The 16,968-nt window shown below is 56.0% G+C and carries 17 protein-coding genes and 1 pseudogene; 4 read left to right on the top strand and 14 right to left on the bottom strand.

Annotated features, from left to right (window positions below; translation table 11 throughout):
* Positions 1-179 precede the first annotated feature (179 nt).
* The 7 genes from FB593_RS26105 to FB593_RS26075 all read right to left on the bottom strand — a co-directional run bounded on the left by FB593_RS26105 (position 180) and on the right by FB593_RS26075 (position 6,167).
* Positions 180-1,061, bottom strand: a complete 882-nt coding sequence (locus FB593_RS26105) for a carbohydrate ABC transporter permease (protein WP_145167400.1) — start codon at positions 1,059-1,061, stop codon at positions 180-182.
* Positions 1,058-2,146, bottom strand: a complete 1,089-nt coding sequence (locus FB593_RS26100; protein WP_145167398.1) for a carbohydrate ABC transporter permease — start codon at positions 2,144-2,146, stop codon at positions 1,058-1,060. The genes FB593_RS26105 and FB593_RS26100 overlap by 4 nt, the downstream gene beginning before the upstream one ends.
* A 13-nt stretch (positions 2,147-2,159) precedes the next feature.
* Positions 2,160-3,428, bottom strand: a complete 1,269-nt coding sequence (locus tag FB593_RS26095; RefSeq protein WP_145167396.1) for an extracellular solute-binding protein — start codon at positions 3,426-3,428, stop codon at positions 2,160-2,162.
* Positions 3,429-3,657: 229 nt separating this feature from the next.
* Entirely contained in the window at positions 3,658-4,155 is a 498-nt protein-coding gene (locus tag FB593_RS26090; RefSeq protein ID WP_145167394.1) for a DoxX family protein, read from the bottom strand.
* Positions 4,152-4,934: a DUF2063 domain-containing protein gene (locus tag FB593_RS26085; protein ID WP_186447994.1), complete on the bottom strand. Its 783-nt coding sequence runs from the start codon at positions 4,932-4,934 to the stop codon at positions 4,152-4,154. Before FB593_RS26085 ends, FB593_RS26090 begins: the two co-directional genes overlap by 4 nt.
* Positions 4,931-5,815 (bottom strand): DUF692 domain-containing protein, encoded by an 885-nt coding sequence (locus FB593_RS26080; RefSeq protein ID WP_145167390.1) that lies wholly within the window; start codon positions 5,813-5,815, stop codon positions 4,931-4,933. The genes FB593_RS26085 and FB593_RS26080 overlap by 4 nt, the downstream gene beginning before the upstream one ends.
* Before the next feature lie 64 nt (positions 5,816-5,879).
* Positions 5,880-6,167, bottom strand: coding sequence for a DUF2282 domain-containing protein (locus FB593_RS26075; RefSeq protein WP_080794706.1), 288 nt, complete (start codon positions 6,165-6,167; stop codon positions 5,880-5,882).
* A gap of 304 nt (positions 6,168-6,471) precedes the next feature.
* On the opposite strand from FB593_RS26075, the gene FB593_RS26070 reads away from it, so the two are divergent.
* Together FB593_RS26070 and FB593_RS26065 are read left to right on the top strand one after the other, a co-directional pair.
* Positions 6,472-6,774 carry a hypothetical protein gene (locus FB593_RS26070; RefSeq protein WP_077983593.1) on the top strand — a complete coding sequence of 101 codons (303 nt, stop codon included), beginning with the start codon at positions 6,472-6,474 and terminating at the stop codon, positions 6,772-6,774.
* A gap of 3 nt (positions 6,775-6,777) precedes the next feature.
* Positions 6,778-7,101 carry a hypothetical protein gene (locus tag FB593_RS26065; protein WP_145167388.1) on the top strand — a complete coding sequence of 108 codons (324 nt, stop codon included), beginning with the start codon at positions 6,778-6,780 and terminating at the stop codon, positions 7,099-7,101.
* Between the two features lie 250 nt (positions 7,102-7,351).
* Here FB593_RS26065 and FB593_RS26060 read toward each other — a convergent pair whose 3' ends face one another.
* A complete protein-coding gene (locus FB593_RS26060; protein ID WP_145167386.1) occupies positions 7,352-8,494 on the bottom strand; it encodes an IS110 family transposase in 1,143 nt (380 codons plus the stop codon).
* 369 nt (positions 8,495-8,863) lie between these two features.
* Between FB593_RS26060 and FB593_RS26055 the strand changes: the two genes are divergently transcribed.
* A complete protein-coding gene (locus FB593_RS26055; RefSeq protein WP_145167384.1) occupies positions 8,864-9,316 on the top strand; it encodes a hypothetical protein in 453 nt (150 codons plus the stop codon).
* Here the strand turns inward: FB593_RS26055 and FB593_RS26050 are convergent.
* Positions 9,308-9,754: a MarR family winged helix-turn-helix transcriptional regulator gene (locus tag FB593_RS26050; protein WP_145167382.1), complete on the bottom strand. Its 447-nt coding sequence runs from the start codon at positions 9,752-9,754 to the stop codon at positions 9,308-9,310. The two genes, FB593_RS26055 and FB593_RS26050, sit on opposite strands and share 9 nt — an antisense overlap.
* Positions 9,755-10,146: 392 nt before the next feature.
* Between FB593_RS26050 and FB593_RS26045 the strand changes: the two are divergent.
* Positions 10,147-10,961: pseudogene (locus FB593_RS26045) on the top strand (VOC family protein); the annotation flags it as partial.
* Positions 10,962-11,685: 724 nt separating this feature from the next.
* On the opposite strand, the gene FB593_RS26040 reads toward FB593_RS26045, so the two are convergent.
* From FB593_RS26040 to FB593_RS26020, 5 genes are all read right to left on the bottom strand, one after another.
* Complete coding sequence (locus tag FB593_RS26040) at positions 11,686-12,693, bottom strand: TRAP transporter substrate-binding protein (protein WP_145167380.1); 1,008 nt, start codon at positions 12,691-12,693, stop codon at positions 11,686-11,688.
* 41 nt (positions 12,694-12,734) lie between these two features.
* Complete coding sequence (locus tag FB593_RS26035; protein ID WP_145167378.1) at positions 12,735-14,012, bottom strand: TRAP transporter large permease; 1,278 nt, start codon at positions 14,010-14,012, stop codon at positions 12,735-12,737.
* A 4-nt stretch (positions 14,013-14,016) separates the two neighbouring features.
* The gene (locus FB593_RS26030; protein ID WP_145167376.1) at positions 14,017-14,547 is read right to left on the bottom strand and encodes a TRAP transporter small permease; all 531 of its coding nucleotides are present in this window, start codon (positions 14,545-14,547) and stop codon (positions 14,017-14,019) included.
* 21 nt (positions 14,548-14,568) lie between these two features.
* On the bottom strand, positions 14,569-15,729 hold the full coding sequence (locus FB593_RS26025) for a fumarylacetoacetate hydrolase family protein (protein WP_145167374.1): 1,161 nt from the start codon (positions 15,727-15,729) through the stop codon (positions 14,569-14,571).
* 67 nt (positions 15,730-15,796) lie between these two features.
* The gene (locus FB593_RS26020; RefSeq protein WP_145167372.1) at positions 15,797-16,540 is read right to left on the bottom strand and encodes a FadR/GntR family transcriptional regulator; all 744 of its coding nucleotides are present in this window, start codon (positions 16,538-16,540) and stop codon (positions 15,797-15,799) included.
* Positions 16,541-16,968: the final 428 nt, after the last annotated feature.

Here is a 16,968-nt window from a genome sequence, read left to right as displayed (position 1 = left end):
GATCAGCCAATCTGGAACGACGATTTGCCGGGCGCCGTTCAGCGTTCAAGTTCGTGAGAAAACACAACAGCCTCCGGGTTGGCCAGAATATTCGGCGCTAATAGAATGCCGCAACCTGTCGCGAGTCCCAGTGCATTCTCACTATCGCCTTATGTCACGCCCCCGTGCAGGATGAGGCGTTATCCCTTTATCCCGCTCGCCGCGATACTGGAGATGAACAGCCTCTGCAGGCAGAGATAAAAGATCAGCACCGGCAGCGTGATGATGGTGAGATAAGCCATCACCTCACCCCAGGGTGTGTTGAGCTGGAAGAAATATTGCAGCCCCACCATCACCGGCCTGTATGCCTCGGACTGGGTAACGAGAAGCGGCCATAGATATTGCTGGCTGTACATGACGAGAAACTTCAAGATCGCAGCCGTTGCGATGACCGGGCCGCTGAGCGGCATCACCACCTGTGCGTAGATCCGCAGCCAGGCGGCTCCGTCGATGCGCGCCGCCTCCAGCAACTCCTTCGGCAAATCCTTGAAATATTGCACGAAGAGGAAAATCGTCAGCCCGTCCGCTATCCATGGAATGATCTGCACATGCCACGAATTGAGCCATCCCCAGGTAAACCCGTTGCTGCCGATCCATGGCAGATTGTTGACTTCCAGCAGCAGTGGCACGGCAATGGTTTCAAAGGGAATGATGAGGGTGGCGAGGATGACCGAGAAAAGCACATCCTTTCCACGCCAGTTCAAAAAGGTGAAAGCGAAGGCGGCAAGCGAGCCAAGCAGCAGGGCGAGAAAGACGGTGACGCCCGTTACCAGCACCGAGTTGAATATGAAGGTCGCAATCGGCGCCCGGGCAAAAGCCGAGGTGTAGTTTTCGAGCGAAAGGTCTCCCACCGGCAGGAAAGCCCGTATCGAGGTCGCATCACTCAGCAGCTGGTCGTTCGGTTTCAGTGACGAGAAGCCCATGAAGAGCAGGGGCAAAATGAAGATCGCCGCGAAAGCCAGCATGAGCACATAGTTGCCGATGAGAAAAGCAAGGCTTTTGCGTTGTCCGGCCTGCATCATTGTTGCTCCCTTGTCAGGTATCGCTGGGTTAGCGAAATGCACAGGACAAGCAGGAACAGGACGACCGAGATTGCCGAGCCTGCCGCGATGTCCTGCTGTCGGTATCCCCTCTCGACCGCCTGATAGACGACGCTTTGCGTCGAATCGCGGGGTCCGCCCTTGGTCATCACATCGATCTGCGCAAAAAGGGCAAAAGCCTGCATGGTAATGACGATGATAATCAGCACGGCCGTGTTGCGCAGCAGCGGCCAGGTTATCATGCTGAATTTCTGCCAGCGGCTCGCGCCTTCGATATCAGCCGCCTCGTAAAGATCCGGAGAGATCGTTTGCAGGCCGGAAAGCCATATGACCATATGGAAACCGACGCCCTGCCATACTGACATCACTAGAATGGCCCACAGGGCGGTATCGGTTCTGCCCAGCCAGTCGACTGGCTGGAACAGCCCGAAGCTCATGTAACTCAAAAGGCTGTTCAGGAGCCCGTTATCCGCCGCATAGATAAACCGCCAGAGCAGCGCCACCACCACCACCGACAGCACCACAGGCATGAAGTAGATCGCTCGGAAAATCGTGACGCCGGGAATCTTCTGGTTCACCAACAGGGCAAGAAACAACGCAAGTGCTGCCTGAACCGGCGCAACGACCGCCACGAAGGAAAGCGTATTGACGAGCGCTGTCAAAAACACGGCGTCGCGCGCCAGAATGACGATCTGGTTCTCGCCCCAGGTGAAGCTCTTATATTCCCGCATCCCCTCCAGATGGGGATAGTCGGGATTGTTGCGGGTGAAATTGCGAATTCGCGGATAGGAGATGGCGCCATCCGCACCCTGCTTGAGGCTCCCATCCGCCTCCCTTTCCGGCTCGAGCGTCAGCACGCCGACACCCAGCAGCCGGGTGTAGTTTTCAACACCGACAAACTCGGTGGGATTGGGAGATATCAGCCGCTGGTTGGTGAAGGAAAAACCGAGCCCCAGCAGAAAGGGCGTGATCAGGAACAGCCCGATCAGCACCATGGCCGGTCCAGCCATGAACCAGCCGGTGAAACCGTCCCGGGTCAGTTTCCCATTTGAGGAAAAGAGCGCCATCGATCACATGCCCCTATTTGGGTTGGTAACCGGAATTACGTTCTATGTTGTTGTTTATCTCGTCGGTTGCATTGTCCAGCGTATCGGCCACATCCGCGCCATTGGCAATGTCGGACACGGCCTTGGAAAAGACCGGAGAGATGAAGGCGTAAGCTGGCGTCACCGGACGTAATGTTCCCTGTCGCTTGGAGAGCTCGAAGAAAACCTCGAGCGGGCCGCCCTCCTTGTAATTCTCCGTCATCTGGGCCGCCGAAGATGTGGCCGGTATCAGGCCGATCGCGTCGGAGAACTGCGCGAGATATTTGTCCTGTATGGCGAATTCAATAAATGCGGATGCGCCTTCGGGATGTTTGCTGGTGGCCGACACGCCAAACTGCCAGGACCCGGCGCCGATTTTCGGACCGTTCCCGAAATCAGGGGCCGGCAGGAACAGCAGGTCGTCTCCATATTTCTCCAGAGCCTTCACCGCAACCCAGTTGCCCATCCATTGGAGGGCGTGGCGGCCCTCCAGAAATCCGGTTTCATGGTCGGCAGGTGACTGCGATGTACCGGGTGCGAGCTTCTTCTGGAACAGGGACTGCCACCATTCTCCGAACTCGATGGCACTGTCTCCGTTAAGGACGTTCTCGGCGGTTTGATAATTTTCCTTGTCGATCAAGCTGCCGCCGAAGCTTTCCAGAAACGGGCTGAAGGCGTAGCTGTACCATTCGGTTTTATCGGCCATGCCGAGGTCGATCGCATAGTCGAACTTGCCGCTGGCCGCGAGCTTTTCGAGCGCTGCATTAAATTCTTCGCCGCTCCATGGCTGGTCCAGCGTTGGAATGCGAATGCCATTTTCATCGAGAACGGATTTGCGGGCAAAGACCGCGACGGCTGCGTCCCACAGGCCTACTGAATAAAGCTTGTCCCCCCACTTTCCCACCGCGCCTGGCAGGAAGTTCGCAAGCTTTGCCTCGTCGATCTGCAATGGTTGCAGATAACCGGACCACGCCCAGTTCGGCATGTTCGGCCCGTCGACATCGAGAATGTCAGGCAGCTTGTTGGAGAGCGCGGCGGCGGTGACGGATTCGTTATATGCACTCTGGGGAAATTCCTGCAGCGAGACCCGCCAGTCTGACTGGGACGAATTGAAGTCTTCGATAATGCCCGCCAGGATCTTGCGTTCTTCAACATTACCAGCACCGTGATACCACATCGTGAGATCGGTTTGCGCGAGTGCGGTAGTGGAAAAAAGCATCGACAGGGCAGCTGCCGCCCCCGCAATAATGGCTTTCGTGATCATAGATGGTTCTCCTCCTGAAGAACGGTAACTTCACAATCTACAGATTGTTCCGCAGAAAATTTGCGTTCTGGCATTGCGCCGTCCCGAGAACGCGACCGGCAGAAGCTTTCCAAGCATGAACATAAAGGAGAAACGACAAGGGGCCGGGCCAGGCTATGCGAAGATCGATTTTCGCCAGGATCACGCCCGGGAATTCAGGCGGCCGGGGTGTTCCACGACCAACGTTCGGTCAGTGTCGGCGCAATTTGACAAGGTTATCCAGCGCTATCCGGCCGCCGCCATAGACAACGAGGGTCAGCGCCATGGCAGCCCAGGGCAGGTGGAAATTGGCCCAGCCATCCGGAACGGTTAGCTGGATCACCGCCGTCATCAACAGCAGACCCAACGCGGCGTAACGGGTGAAAAGGCCAAGAACCAGCAGCACGGGCAGAACGAGTTCGGCAATGCCTGAGGCCGCCGCCATGACCAGCGGCATAGGGTAGGGGATCAGGTTGCCGAAGATATGCAGCCTGAATTCCTGTTCGAACAGATATCTGGCGCCAGTTGATAACGTCAGAGATCCGTCCCATTTGGTCAGTCCCGATTTAAAGAACGGAATTGCCAGGCCAAACCGCAGCGCCAAAAGCGGCAATGATTGTGGAATGGAGGCGAGCAGGCATTCGGCGTGGCGATGAAGTGCTGCAAGCGCACCGCCTAGGCTGCGTGCGGAGGCAAGTTCTGTGGTCATGGAAGGTCCCCTTCACGGTGTTCAACGGCGCTGAAAGCGCCAAGGCCGATCAGGCCAATCAAGGCCGATCCGAAATCAAACGAAGATGTTGCGGCCAAGGCCGTCTCAGCCGCTTCGCCAAGGCTTGCGCCGTCAAAGAGACGCGCCGCGAAAGCAACATCTGCTGATGGCAGGACGTTGATCTCGACCTGCATGGCCGGCCGCACAACAAGCACTGTTTCGGCTCGCCAGTCGACAGGCGGTGTCACGGTTTCGCCTTGGTGGACGTTCCAGATGCTGCCGGCCGGAAACGGCGATTGCACAAGCCGGGCCGAAGGATGCGGGATAAGCACCCTATCGAGAAGGTGTTCGGGTGAAAGGGCGGCGAGTTGGGGGACTTCGAGCGGCGATCTGTCTGCCGCGTGATAGGCCGTGCTCCACGCCGCCTCGATCCGCGCCACATCCGCGAGATAGGCGAGAGACGATGCCGGCGGGAAAGTCGCAACAAAATCCGGGAAATCGTCGCCGTACTGCATGATGAGCGGTGTGGCCGGTTTGCGGTCGGCGGCATAGGCACGGGCAATTCCGGCAAAGAACTCAACGCCAACCAGCCGTTTCGTCACTGGAAAACGTTGCCCCAACGCCGTTGTCAGCCCGACATAGACGTTGTTGCGATAGACGGCAAAACGCGAGGGATCGGCAGCACCGCGCGCGGTGGTGATACCGGGCGGTAGCGGTTGGCCCGGATCGAGCAGGGCGGAGGCAAAGGCGCCTTGGCTTTCGTAAAACCGCATTGTCACGCCGCCTGGCTGGAGCGGCTTTTCAGGGCCGCTTCGTTCAACAGGATGTCAGCGCGCACCGCTTCTGCCTGAAGCGTCGCAAAGTCTGGCACGTCGTTGTCCCATTCGATCAGGGTTGGCAAAGCGCCGCTGCGTGACAGCGTGTGCCGGTAAAGCTCCATCACATCGGATCTGACGGCGGTGCCGTGGGCATCGATCAGCAGCCGGTCTCCAACGCTGTCGATGGTCTCGTCGTAACCGGCAAGGTGGATTTCACCCACCAGTTCGACGGGGAAACGGTCGATATAGGCGACCGGATCGAGGCGATGGTTCACCGCCGAGACCATGACATTGTTCACATCGAGCAACAGGCCGCATCCGGTTCGGCTGGCAATGGCGGTGAGGAAATCCACCTCATCGATGGTGCTTTCTGAAAACAGCACATAGGTTGATGGATTTTCAAGCAGCATTTGCCGGCCCAGCCATTGCTGGGTCTCATCGACATGGTCGGCGACACGCGACAGGGTTTCGGCCGTGTAGGGCAAGGGCAGAAGATCGTTGAGGAAACCGGTGTCATGGGTCGACCATGCCAGATGCTCCGAAAAGCTCTGCGGCCGGTAACGATCGATAAGGTCGCGAAGCCGTCTCAGATGCCCGGTGTCGAGGTCACGGGCCGAACCGATCGACAGGCCGACGCCATGCAGCGACAGGGGATAAAGCGCTGCAACGCCTTCAAGATAACGGTGCGGCGGGCCACCGGCGCCCATATAGTTTTCCGCATGGACTTCGAAAAAACCGATATCCGGCCTGGCGTCGAGAATAGTGTCGTAATGTTCCGGCTTGAGGCCGAGGCCAGCACGGGGCGGCGGCGGGACGGTGGCGCGGTCGGCTGAAACGGTCATTGCTGGTCTCCCGGTTTTGACGGACGAGGGGGAGGCCCGGCAAGCGGGCCTCCGATGTCGCGGCTCAGCTTTTAGATGGCTCCAGCATGCCCTTGTGGCCATCCACGTTCATCGTGGTGCACGTGCCGGCGGGTACGGCCTTCCAGGCATTGCCCTGGTAATCCATGGTGGAGGTTCCGGCGCAGGTCGTGCCGGCGCCGGCAGCGCAATCATTCTGCCCCTTCAGGGCTATCCCGTAGCATTTCTCGTTTCCGGCCATCTTTTCCGGTGCCAGCGGCGCAGCAAAAGACACAGAAGCGACAGCGCTTGCGAGTGAGCCTGCCAAAGCGAGGGTGAGCGTGGAACGGTTCATAAATGATCTCCTCTTGGATGTCCGCAGACCGTTCATCGGCCGCGTATGGCTGTATTCGATCTTTCCGGGAGCGACGTTACAGCTTGAGGCGAACACGAACGCGTGACCGCAATCTGTGACTAACGATTTTCGTCTCAACGTTCGGCGCAAATCATCGCGGCCTGCAGAGGGCGTCGGCCGTCGCAGTATTTGATTTTTCGCTCTCTCTACCCCAACCCGGTTTTCGTCGAGCAACTCGACATTGAAAAAAATATCATGCCGTGATATAAATCGGTTGGGATACTATATAATTCGGGGGGAACAGATGAACGACGTCAGTGAGATTGCAAAATTGTCTTCGTTGCTTGAAACGCGACTTTTGCAACATGGCCTGATTGAAAGGCCGGGCGGTGCAGTTCGAACGCTACCCGCTGATTTTCTCGAAAAATTCGACGGGCTGATTGATAATTCCACGGAACTGGAAGGTCTTTTGCGGATCGGCTATGCGGCCAGACAGGGCGAAACCCTATCGGCTCCGGTCGCGAGCGCCGCACGATTTATGATTCAGGAAGTGTGTGAAGCCCTCTTCGACCGGAATGAACTGCAAGCGTTTCGCCGGACGCACTGATTGATGGGTGTGCGTGACATTTTGCGTTCCTCGGTTTCTCTCACTGTGGCTTTGGTCTTGTGCGCCCTGCTGAATTTGGCTGGTGCGCCAGCCGTTGCCCAGACTGACTGTGCCGTCGCGGCTGAAGCATTCATGCGTGGGACGGCGGACAGATTGCTGTCGGTAAGCGCCAGAGGCGATCAATGTGTCGTCACTTATCTCATGCATCGAAGAGACAAACGACCGATTCGGGTATCGCAGGAATTATCACTGGGAAAAACTGACATCCTTCAGGCCGGTGATGAGAAGGATTTATATGATGGGTTACGTGTCAATATTTCATTTTAAAGCTCCCGTGGATTTCATCTAAAGCTGGCAGGCTGGAGTTTTGGGTTCGATGTTGGTCGTGTGATCGTGCGCCTTGCGCATCAACTTATATCCGGCAGCTCCATTACGGCTAACCACAATCCTGCGTACACGGCCTGGCATCAGTTTGGCGGGTTCATACTTTTTGCCGGCGTTTGAAACGCCAATCGTTCTCCCGAACACGCACCGCCCTGAACCCCGATCCACTCAGTTGGTCGGGAAAGGAATAATATCAAGCCATTGAACTGACACCGTCCGAGTTGGTGGATGGCTCAGACAATATAGCTCCATCTGGAACGAGACCGGTCTCCACATAACGCCAAAGTGCGACGATTAATTTGCGAGAGAGCGCAACCACAAGGATTCGCCGCAAACGCGGAGATTGTCCTGCCGATCTGGTCAGGAACCAATGCGTGAGACCAGCCTGTGGCTGATACCTGACCCAAAGCCAGGCGAGCTCCACCATTATCCTTCTGGCAGCTTTGTTTCCTGCTTTCGATATGCCTTGGCAACGTGTGGTAGAACCGCTGTCATAGGCACTCGGCGTCAAACCCAGATAGGACCCGAGTTGCTTTCGATTAGAAAAAGTCCGTCCGAAGACTTCCCTTGCCAGGATGGCGGCGCTTGGTGCGCCAATACCCCGTAATTGAATGAGCATTTTGCGCTTTTTTTCGACCGAGGGGTTCTGCTCATCTGGCTTGTCCCGTTCTTCTGCAAGCGCACGCAATTGCTGCTCGATAAAATCGAGGCGGGCATATTCACGTTCCAGTTCCGCCTTCAGTCTACTGGAAAGTGGAAAGCCCTCGGCCGTTTGAAGGGCGCCAAAATCAATTCGCGTACCGCGAAGCCGGGGTTCTATTCCCCGGATACCTTGCCCAAACAATAGGCCCTTAATACGGTTGATATGACCCGTACGCTCCCGAACCAACCGTTCCTGTTCCCGGTAAGATCGACGGGCATCTTCCTCCTGAACAGTAGGGATCCGCACAACAGAACATACGTGTCGGTCTCCCCGCTCCACGGCAACCAAAGCACGCAACAGCATCAAAACATCAATTCGATCGGTCTTAACCCTGCGGGCCCGACGATTGACCTGTAGGCTGGCTGGATCAAGAACCCGGCAATCGATACCCAATTTAAGCAGAGCGCGGGCCAACCAGAAGCCGTCGTATCCGGCCTCATAGCATACAACGATCCTGCCTCCTTCTACCCGACATGACTCCAGTCTCTTGACCAGGCCTGGAAGGTCTCCGCCCTTGATCTTATAGATACTTGGCTGCTCTCGATCGATCTGATTGACAGCAAGAACCCAGGTTGTCTTGCTCAGCTCGATGGCGGCATAAACGGTAGGCGCACTCTCAACAGTATCGGACATGATAGCTCTCCTGTTAAAAACCTGAGCCACAGTACGCCTTTTCGCCGCCGGCTCTAATCATAGGATCTTCTTGCAAAATAAGAACGTCGACGAGTAGCTGGACTACGACTGCGCCGCGTGGGATTGCGCGGCCGCCAGCCGGTTGATCAGCGATCATCCGCTTGGGAACTCCGGTGCGACCGGTTGTACCTCTTCAGTTTTGTCAATCGTGGTTGCCGGGCTGACATAGTTATCGTCGCTTGATCCCGACATGCGTGACGCGCAACACCTAAATGTGACCAAAGGGTGTTCGGCTCTGGCGGGCTGCGTCTGCCGGTTTATTTCGTCCCGTGATATACTTCGCGGCTATCGGCTGAGGAAGATGTGGTCGTGTTACATGCGGTGCCAACAACAACTCGGATATTGGCTGCAATCAAGGTTGCTGGCCGCGCGCTCGATGAAATCTACGGCTGGCTGATCTTGTGGCTTCCAATCGCTCCGGTAGTCATTATTGCCGGTGCAACGATGATTGCCTTGACTGGTGACAGTGTCACGCCACTCTGGTTAAGGCTGTTGGCGGGTATCACCGCGACAAGTATTTTTGTCATTATATTTGGTGGATTTTTCAGCGCTTTGTTTTTCGCAGGGGCGGTGTGGCGACTTGCACGGTCACCTCAGCCTGGCAAAAAATCGACAGGCTCCGCTCAGCTGGAGCTCGGTCGATGGTTTTGGGTGTCGGGCACTGTATTGACATTGCTGTGGCTGATCCCATTTGCGATTACCATGGAGTATATCGCTTCAATGGTCATATCGTCAGCGGTCGTGACGCAGTCTTTAGGTTAGTTCGTTCAGATCGCGCAGTTTCCCAAGGGATTCGACAAGCAGGACTTGATTGGCCAAAAGTCCCTCCAGATGTATTCTGGCAAGCGTTCGTAAAATCTGTTCGCCCTTTGGGGTGAGGCTAATCAAAATGCTCCTTTTGTCTCTCTGTGACGGTGTTCTTTCCACCAGCCCAGCCGCCGCCAACCGGTCGACCAATTGCACCGCCCCATGCGCCTGGATGAGCATCAGTTCCGAGAAATCCCGTATTCTCATTTTCCCTTCCGGTGCGGTCTTGATGACCAGCATGGCCTGGTATTGCTGAGAGGTGACGTCGGCTTTTGCGAGAGCAGCGTCACTGAGCGACAGGAAGCGCCGCATGGCAAGCCGAAAGCCGGCAAGTCCATCATATAGAGCAGAGGGCAGTTCGGCGTCTTCCGCGACATCTCCAGCGAGGCTCATTCGTAAAACCCTTCCAATAATTCACGGCTTGACACTACATTATTGTGGTCCGATTTAGGAGGGCTGTGCGCGCAGCAAACCCAATGAACACTGGTCCGAAATGGCTCGGGGGTCATTGTGGTTCCCGCGAACTCTAATCTGCCGTTCCGGCCATAAAAAGATAGGAAGTTGAAAGAAGGGTGGTCGTGGCTTGTCGCCGAGCGATCGGTAGGGCCGCACCGTATTGTAGTTCCGCCCCGGTTTTAGATAACGATATCCGGGACCATGCTCCTAGGGATATCTATTCCAATTTGGCATCAAATTGGAATAATTCCTCACAAAAATGGCTCATATTCACCTGTTATAGTGCGTTTTAAGAATGAAGTCGCATTATTTCAGAGGGCCGCACCCGCATGTCCAACTATGTTTCCACCAGCGAGCTCCGTGCAGCGTTTTCCAGCGCCATGTCAGAAATGTACCGTGAGGAGGTTCCTGCCTAAGGCACGCTGATGGCACGCGTGGCACGCGTCAATGACGAGCGCTGGCTCAAAAGCCTGATCTCAAGGAGCGCCTTTCGGCAACCGACAATATCGACCGCATTTCCGAGGAGCGCCACGGGGCCAGTCGCCTCGGTACTGCGGAGCAACTCGCCATCATGCGCCGCGTCTTCGCCGTGATGGGCATGTCTCCGGTAGGATATCACGATCTTTCGACGGCAGGTGTGCCGGTCCATTCGACAGCTTTCCGGCCGGTCGGTGACGAGCCGCAGAAGCGCAATCCTTTCCGCGTCTTCACATCGTTGCTGCGGCTTAATCTGATCCCCGACGAGGCTTTGCGCACCGAGGCCGCCCGTATTCTGGCGCAACGCCGGATATTCAGGCCTGGAGCTATCGTCCTTGTAGAGAAGGCGGAGCGGGATGGCGGCCTGTCGAAAGAGGATGCCGACTGTTTTGTACAGGAGGTGCTGGAAACATTTCGTTGGCATGACAAGGCCAATGTCGATGTGAATATGTATCACCGCCTCCATGATGCGCACCGCCTGATTGCGGATGTGGTTTCCTTCCGTGGCCCGCATATCAATCACCTCACGCCACGCACGCTGGATATCGACAAGGTGCAGGTGCTGATGCCCGCTTTTGATATTGCGCCCAAGGCCGTTGTCGAGGGGCCGCCGACCCGTGAATATCCGATACTTTTGCGTCAGACCTCGTTCAAGGCGCTTGAAGAATTGTCGAGGTGAGGTATCGAGCATGTAAGGTACGAAACCCAGATACATAAAAACCGCCAAGCCAAAGCATGCCGGATCGGGGACCACTATCGGCGGCACGGTGGACAAGGTTGGAGAAGGCATGAAGACGTTTCAATGCCGATTTGACAACAAAGGGCGCTTCATCCATGTCATGGCACTGACGCCCGCTGGTGAGTGACAGCAGGCCGATGGCAGGTTCATCTTATAGTGCATCAAGGCTAAGCGAATTGGGGTTCGTTTGCCTGTTGACTGCCGTGCTTCTGGGATTGCCTGGCTCGGTGGAGGCTACCACTGGCAGGGGATGTCTGACCGTTGTCAACCTCGCCTCCGGCGATTTCTTGAACATGCGTGGTCAGCCATCGGCGTCGTCCCGGATCGTCGATACGCTCCATCCTCACCGCCACGGGATCCTGCACCGTGACGGCCGGTGTGAGCCTTCGTCGGTGGTCTGGGGCAACCGTTGGTGCCCGGTGACCCATTATGATGGCGACCAAACGATCCATGGTTGGGTCAAGGCGCGCTATGTGCGCGATAGCGAATGCCCTTGATTTTCTCGGTGCGATTCCCGGGTGAACCATAACGGCAATCTGTGTGGCCGTTGCGGAGGCGTAAAGAAGGCGACGCTTCCGTTTCTTGCCGACGGCACAAACAAAAACACCCGGAGGCGGAACCTCCGGGTGTTTTTTATTCCATGTCAGTGCGATTACTGACCGCGGATCTTCTTCAGGTCTGCCAGAACGGCGTCAACGACGTCAGCGCCGATTTCAGCCTTGTGCTTTTCGTAAACAACCATCGACTTTTCGCGGATACGGGCCTGCTCTTCAGCCGACAGCGTGTTCACTTCGAGGCCGGCAGCCTTGATCTTTTCCAGGGACTTCTGGTTCAGATCGCGGATGACCTTGCGCTCTTCGTCACGGCCGACGACTGCGCAGTCGCGCAGAGCAGCCTGCTCTTCAGGAGCGTAGCTGTCGAAGATCGGCTTGGAGAAGAGGAAGAGGAACGGCGTGTAGGCGTGGTTCGTCTCGGTGATGTACTTCTGCACCTCGTAGAACTTGGAGGTGTCGATCGTCACATAGGGGTTTTCCTGCGCGTCGATTGCGTTGGTTTCAAGTGCGGAGAAGACTTCGCCGAAAGCCATCGGCGTTGCGTTGGCGCCGAGGTTCTGGAAGGTGTCGAGGAAGATGTTGTTCTGCATCACGCGAACCTTCAAGCCGGAGAAATCTTCCCACTTGTTAACGGCGCGCTTGGAGTTCGAGAGGTTGCGGAAACCGTTTTCCCAGTAAGCCAGGTTTACGAGACCCTGCTCTTCCAGCTTCTTGTTCATCATGTTGCCGAACTCACCGTCCATAACGGCGTCAGCCTCGTGAGCGTTGGAGAACAGGAACGGCAGATCGAAGACGCCGAGAGCCGGGATCAGGCCAACGAGCGGCGACGAGGAGGTCACAACGGCTTCCTGAACGCCGGAGCGCAGGGCCTGCGTTGCCTGAAGATCGCCGCCGAGAGCGCCGCCCCAGAATGCCGTCAGTTTCAGCTTGCCGCCCGACTTGTCGTCGAGGCAGGCCTGCATCGCCTTGATGCCGTTGCCAACCGGATGGTCGGCATTGATGCCGTTCGAAACTCGGATGTTGCGGCTGCTGAATTCAGCCATTGCCGGGGCTGCAGCGCCAACCGCAAAAGCGATGGCCGTGGTGGTCAGAAGAAGCTTTCTCATAATATCCTCCCTTGGATTGTGAGCGAGAAGCGGATTGCGGATTAACGGAGATATTGCAGCGGAACCAGAACGATGTCCGGGAAAATGACAAGAAGGAAGAGCACTGCCACCTGAGTAAGAAGGAATGGCAGAACCCCGACGGTCACTCGACCGAGTGGAACGCGCCCCACGCCGCTGACAACGTTCAGAACGACGCCGACCGGAGGTGTGATCAGACCGATACAGGTGTTCATGATAAAGAGTACGCCGAAGTAGACCGGATCGATACCCGCCTGTTTGATTATTGGCATCAGGACAGGTGTCAGGATCAGAATGGTCGGCGTAAGGTCGAGCGCTGTACCCACGATCAAGACCAGCACCATGATCGCAAACATAAGAAGCATCGGGCGGTCGATGAGCGGCTCAATGAAGCCAACAACTTCGTTCGGAATGTTTGCCGCCGTAATAAGCCATGCCGAAACCAGCGCGGCGCAAACCAGGAACATGATGATCGAGGTGCTTTTCGCGGCGCGTAGAAGAACATGCGGTAGGTCGCTTGGCTTCAGTTCGCGGTAGATGACCATGCCGACGAACAGAGCGTAGGCAGCGGCCACGACAGCGGCTTCGGTCGGGGTCATGATGCCGGCCTTGATGCCACCGAGGATGATGACCGGCATGCCGAGTGCCCAGCCGGCGCGAGCCGTCGCTTTTAGGCGGTCAACGCCTGACGTTTTGGGAAGTGCTTGGACATTGTCCTTACGCACCACGACCAGCCACGTTCCAACCAGCGACAGACCCATGAGAAGTCCTGGCACAATGCCTGCCATAAACAACTGAGTGATCGAAACGTTTGCGGCAACGCCGAAAACAATGAAGGCCATGGACGGCGGGATAACGGGAGCGATGATCCCGCCGGATGCGATCAAACCCGCAGAGCGCGGTACATTGTAACCGGCCTTCGCCATCATTGGTATCAGGATCGCTGCAAGCGCTGCGGTATCAGCTGCAGCCGAACCGGAGATGCTGGCCATGATGATCGCAGCCATAATAGCAACAATGCCAAGACCGCCGCGAATGTGACCGACGCAAGCGATCGCGAAATCGATGATGCGGCGGGAGAGGCCACCAGAGTTCATCAGTTCGCCGGCAAGAATGAAGAAGGGAATAGCCAGCAGCGTGAAGGTATCAGCGCCCGAGATCATGTTCTGGGCAATGATCTGGGTGTTGAACATGCCCATGTAGGTCATGAGCACGACGCCACAGAACATCAGCGCGAATGCGACGGGAACGCCAATCGCCATGGCTGCCAGCAGAGAGCCGACAAAAACGAGAAGTGTCATATTCTTAGCGCTCCGAAAGCTGTTCCACGGTCAGGTTCTCGCCCGCAAACTGGGCGACTTCATCATCGGTCACGCGACCCGTAACGTATCGATAGATGCGCTCGAGTGCGATGATGCACATGCCAGCACCGGTGAATAGTCCGATACCGTAGACCCAGATCATCGAGAGCTTGGTGACTGGAGCGTGCATGCTGGCGTTGATGCCGGACTGCTTCCAGGTTCCCCAGAAGAAAATGGCGGAACAGACAAGAATGATGATGTTCGACAAGATCATGCAGAAAACGCGTGCGCGTCGCGACAGGAACATGACGAATGTCTCAATGCCCATGTGTCCATGTTCCCTGAAAGCCACGACAGCTCCAGTGAACGTCAGCCACACGAAGAAAAAGCGCGACAGCTCTTCCGACACGTTGATACCGGAATTCATCGTGTAACGCATGACAACGTTCACGAAGACCATGATCGCCATGCCGGCCAGCAGCAAGACGAGAATGATTTCGAGAATCCGGTAAAAGAGATTGATTGCCTTTTGCATTTTCCCCTCCCGAAGAAATTTTTAGAGTAGCCCTCGTTTGGCCAGATTGCGCATCAGAGCCGTGGTGCCGAACGTCCATTCGGGGCATTCGTCGGTGTTGGTAACCCAGTTAATCAGCCTGCCGAGCTTCGGCGTGGAAATTTCCACGCGGTCGCCCTTGGCGTGGGTGAAACCGAGACCGGGACCATGCCGGTCTTTGACCGGTGCAAACATGGTTCCGAGGAAGAATACCGCGCCATCGGGATATTGATGATTGCGGTTCAAGAGCTGCGAAGCCAGATTCTCCGGCGAGCGGCTGATTGCCTGCATCGGGCTGACGCCCGTCATAGTGAAGCCATCCCTGCCTTCGACGAGAAGCGAAATCTTCGACTGCTTGACATCTTCGATGCTGAACTTTCCGTCAAAAAGACGGATGAAGGGGCCGATTGCGCAGGATGCGTTGTTGTCCTTCGCCTTGCTGAGCAGCAGGGCGGAGCGTCCTTCGAAGTCACGCAGATTGACGTCGTTGCCCAATGTTGCACCGATGATGCGGCCATCTGACGTAATGGCAAGGACGACTTCCGGTTCAGGATTGTTCCACTGCGATTTCGGATGAACGCCGATGAGGGCTCCGCAACCGACGGATGCCATGGCCTGTGCCTTGGAGAAAATTTCCGCATCGGGGCCGATGCCAACTTCCAGATACTGCGACCAGAGGCCCATTTCCTGAAGCAGCTTTTTCACTTCTGCAGCTTTTTCGGAGCCGGCTTCGAGACCCTTGAGGCTGTCGCCGAGAACCGGCGCCAAACGCACACGAATTTCCTGGGCGCGCAACGGGTCGCCTTTGGCCTGCTCTTCGATGACTCGCTCCAGCATGCTGTCGGCGAAGGTTACACCGGCTGCCTTGACCGCCTGAATATCGTTCGGAGCGAGGAGTTCACCGGCCGAACCGTCGAGAAATGCGTCGAGCGTGCCGAGTGCGACGAAACCGCTGACGTCGGCGAGCAAATCCACCAGATCGGTCTTTTCGAGAAGCTCGGCCATGGTCGGAGCAAGCGAGGTGAGATCATAAAGCACGCCGTCACGCAGAAGCACGGGGCAGGGCCCATCTTCGCTTTTTGACCAGACACGACCAACCAGCAAGGCGCTCGCAAAATCTTCAGGCAAGATATCGTTAGAGTTTACAGATTTCTTGATTTCCAATTTTGCCCCTCCTATTAAACAACTGTGTGGCTACCACACGACCGGATGTCAGACAACCCGACCGATATTATATTTTTCTCTTTTTACCATTCAAATCTGCGCCCGAGAGAAGGTTTTCAGAAATACCTAAGCGTTTTGCCGAATTGATCACGTGGCGCGACATCGCATTTTCTGCGCCATCGGGATTCTGGGTAACGATATACTGAAATACTTCGTTATGTTCGTCGAACGTCAACGCGGCGATATTGCTATCGCTGCTACAGCTAAAAGAGAGTGGAATGATGTTACCCATGTACGCAAGAAGGCCGGCAAGAACGTCGCGGTAAAAACTGTTTTGGGTCGAATTGGCGATCGACAAATGGAACGCGATGTCTGTACCGATTCCTTCCGATAGCCACTCGTTCACTGCTTTCATTTCTATGACGGTGTGCTCAATGGTTCGGAGGTTCTCAGATGTCCGAAGGGATGCGGCCAGTCTGGCTGCCTGCTTCTCTAGTGGCAATCTCAACTGAAAGAGCTCGAGAAGATCAGCTGATTTCGGGGGACAGCTTATTTCAAGACGGGCGGAAGGCCTTCTGTCGGTTGAAATAACGAACGCTCCAATGCCGTGCCGTGTCTCCACCATTCCTTCGCTTCGCAACTTTGCGATTGCCTCTCGGATGACAGAGCGGCTTACCCCAAAAGTCTTCGCCAGCATGAGTTCACCAGGCAGTTTACGGCCAGGTCCTATCTCGCCGGCCTCAATTTTCTTGCCGATCTCGTCTGCGACCTTCTCAGGTAGATGATGTGTACGTTCGATGGGTTGAAACACAGTCTCTACAGCCTCCCTGGATTTTCTAGTTGTGAGCTGAGCGGCAACTCTTATCCTCTTGATCAAAGCAATGGCATATCAAAATGATAATTTCAGCAATTTTTGCTGTGATCTGAACCATCGGCCTTTAGGCCAGCATTTTCTGAAGCTCGGGTACACACTGCTTCATCGGCTGCTCAGAGCGATTTATCTAAGGAGCCACTAAAGTCCATAACGTATCTCTACTTCACCGTTTCTTGGATAAGGAGTTCGGTAAAAGGCCACGGATGACAGGCGCCAGCTGCGCGGGCAAATTGATGTATATTCCCCAAACAGCTCGCAAACATTGAGATGTGGAGTGATGAGGTGGACGGCCTCCGCACCCAACACTGTTGTGGCATACTGTGGCTGTCAAAGGTCACAATCGGGAGAACCGTCCATGAAGGAAG

The organism is Rhizobium sp. SJZ105 (genome assembly GCF_007828365.1).
Taxonomy (GTDB): domain Bacteria; phylum Pseudomonadota; class Alphaproteobacteria; order Rhizobiales; family Rhizobiaceae; genus Agrobacterium; species Agrobacterium tumefaciens.
Note: the sequence above shows the minus strand (reverse complement) of the source record. Positions and strands in the feature narration are given on the sequence as shown.

Bases quoted from the DNA above. Each gene is read 5' to 3' on its own strand.
- FB593_RS26095 (WP_145167396.1), bottom strand. From the start codon at position 3,428: ATGATCACGAAAGCCATTATTGCGGGGGCGGCAGCTGCCCTGTCGATG.
- FB593_RS26040 (WP_145167380.1), bottom strand. From the start codon at position 12,693: ATGAGAAAGCTTCTTCTGACCACCACGGCCATCGCTTTTGCGGTTGGC.
- FB593_RS26030 (WP_145167376.1), bottom strand. From the start codon at position 14,547: ATGCAAAAGGCAATCAATCTCTTTTACCGGATTCTCGAAATCATTCTC.
- FB593_RS26080 (WP_145167390.1), bottom strand. From the start codon at position 5,815: ATGACCGTTTCAGCCGACCGCGCCACCGTCCCGCCGCCGCCCCGTGCT.
- FB593_RS26060 (WP_145167386.1), bottom strand. From the start codon at position 8,494: ATGTCCGATACTGTTGAGAGTGCGCCTACCGTTTATGCCGCCATCGAG.
- FB593_RS26100 (WP_145167398.1), bottom strand. From the start codon at position 2,146: ATGGCGCTCTTTTCCTCAAATGGGAAACTGACCCGGGACGGTTTCACC.
- FB593_RS26070 (WP_077983593.1), top strand. From the start codon at position 6,472: ATGAACGACGTCAGTGAGATTGCAAAATTGTCTTCGTTGCTTGAAACG.
- FB593_RS26065 (WP_145167388.1), top strand. From the start codon at position 6,778: ATGGGTGTGCGTGACATTTTGCGTTCCTCGGTTTCTCTCACTGTGGCT.
- FB593_RS26075 (WP_080794706.1), bottom strand. From the start codon at position 6,167: ATGAACCGTTCCACGCTCACCCTCGCTTTGGCAGGCTCACTCGCAAGC.
- FB593_RS26090 (WP_145167394.1), bottom strand. From the start codon at position 4,155: ATGACCACAGAACTTGCCTCCGCACGCAGCCTAGGCGGTGCGCTTGCA.
- FB593_RS26035 (WP_145167378.1), bottom strand. From the start codon at position 14,012: ATGACACTTCTCGTTTTTGTCGGCTCTCTGCTGGCAGCCATGGCGATT.
- FB593_RS26050 (WP_145167382.1), bottom strand. From the start codon at position 9,754: ATGAGCCTCGCTGGAGATGTCGCGGAAGACGCCGAACTGCCCTCTGCT.
- FB593_RS26105 (WP_145167400.1), bottom strand. From the start codon at position 1,061: ATGATGCAGGCCGGACAACGCAAAAGCCTTGCTTTTCTCATCGGCAAC.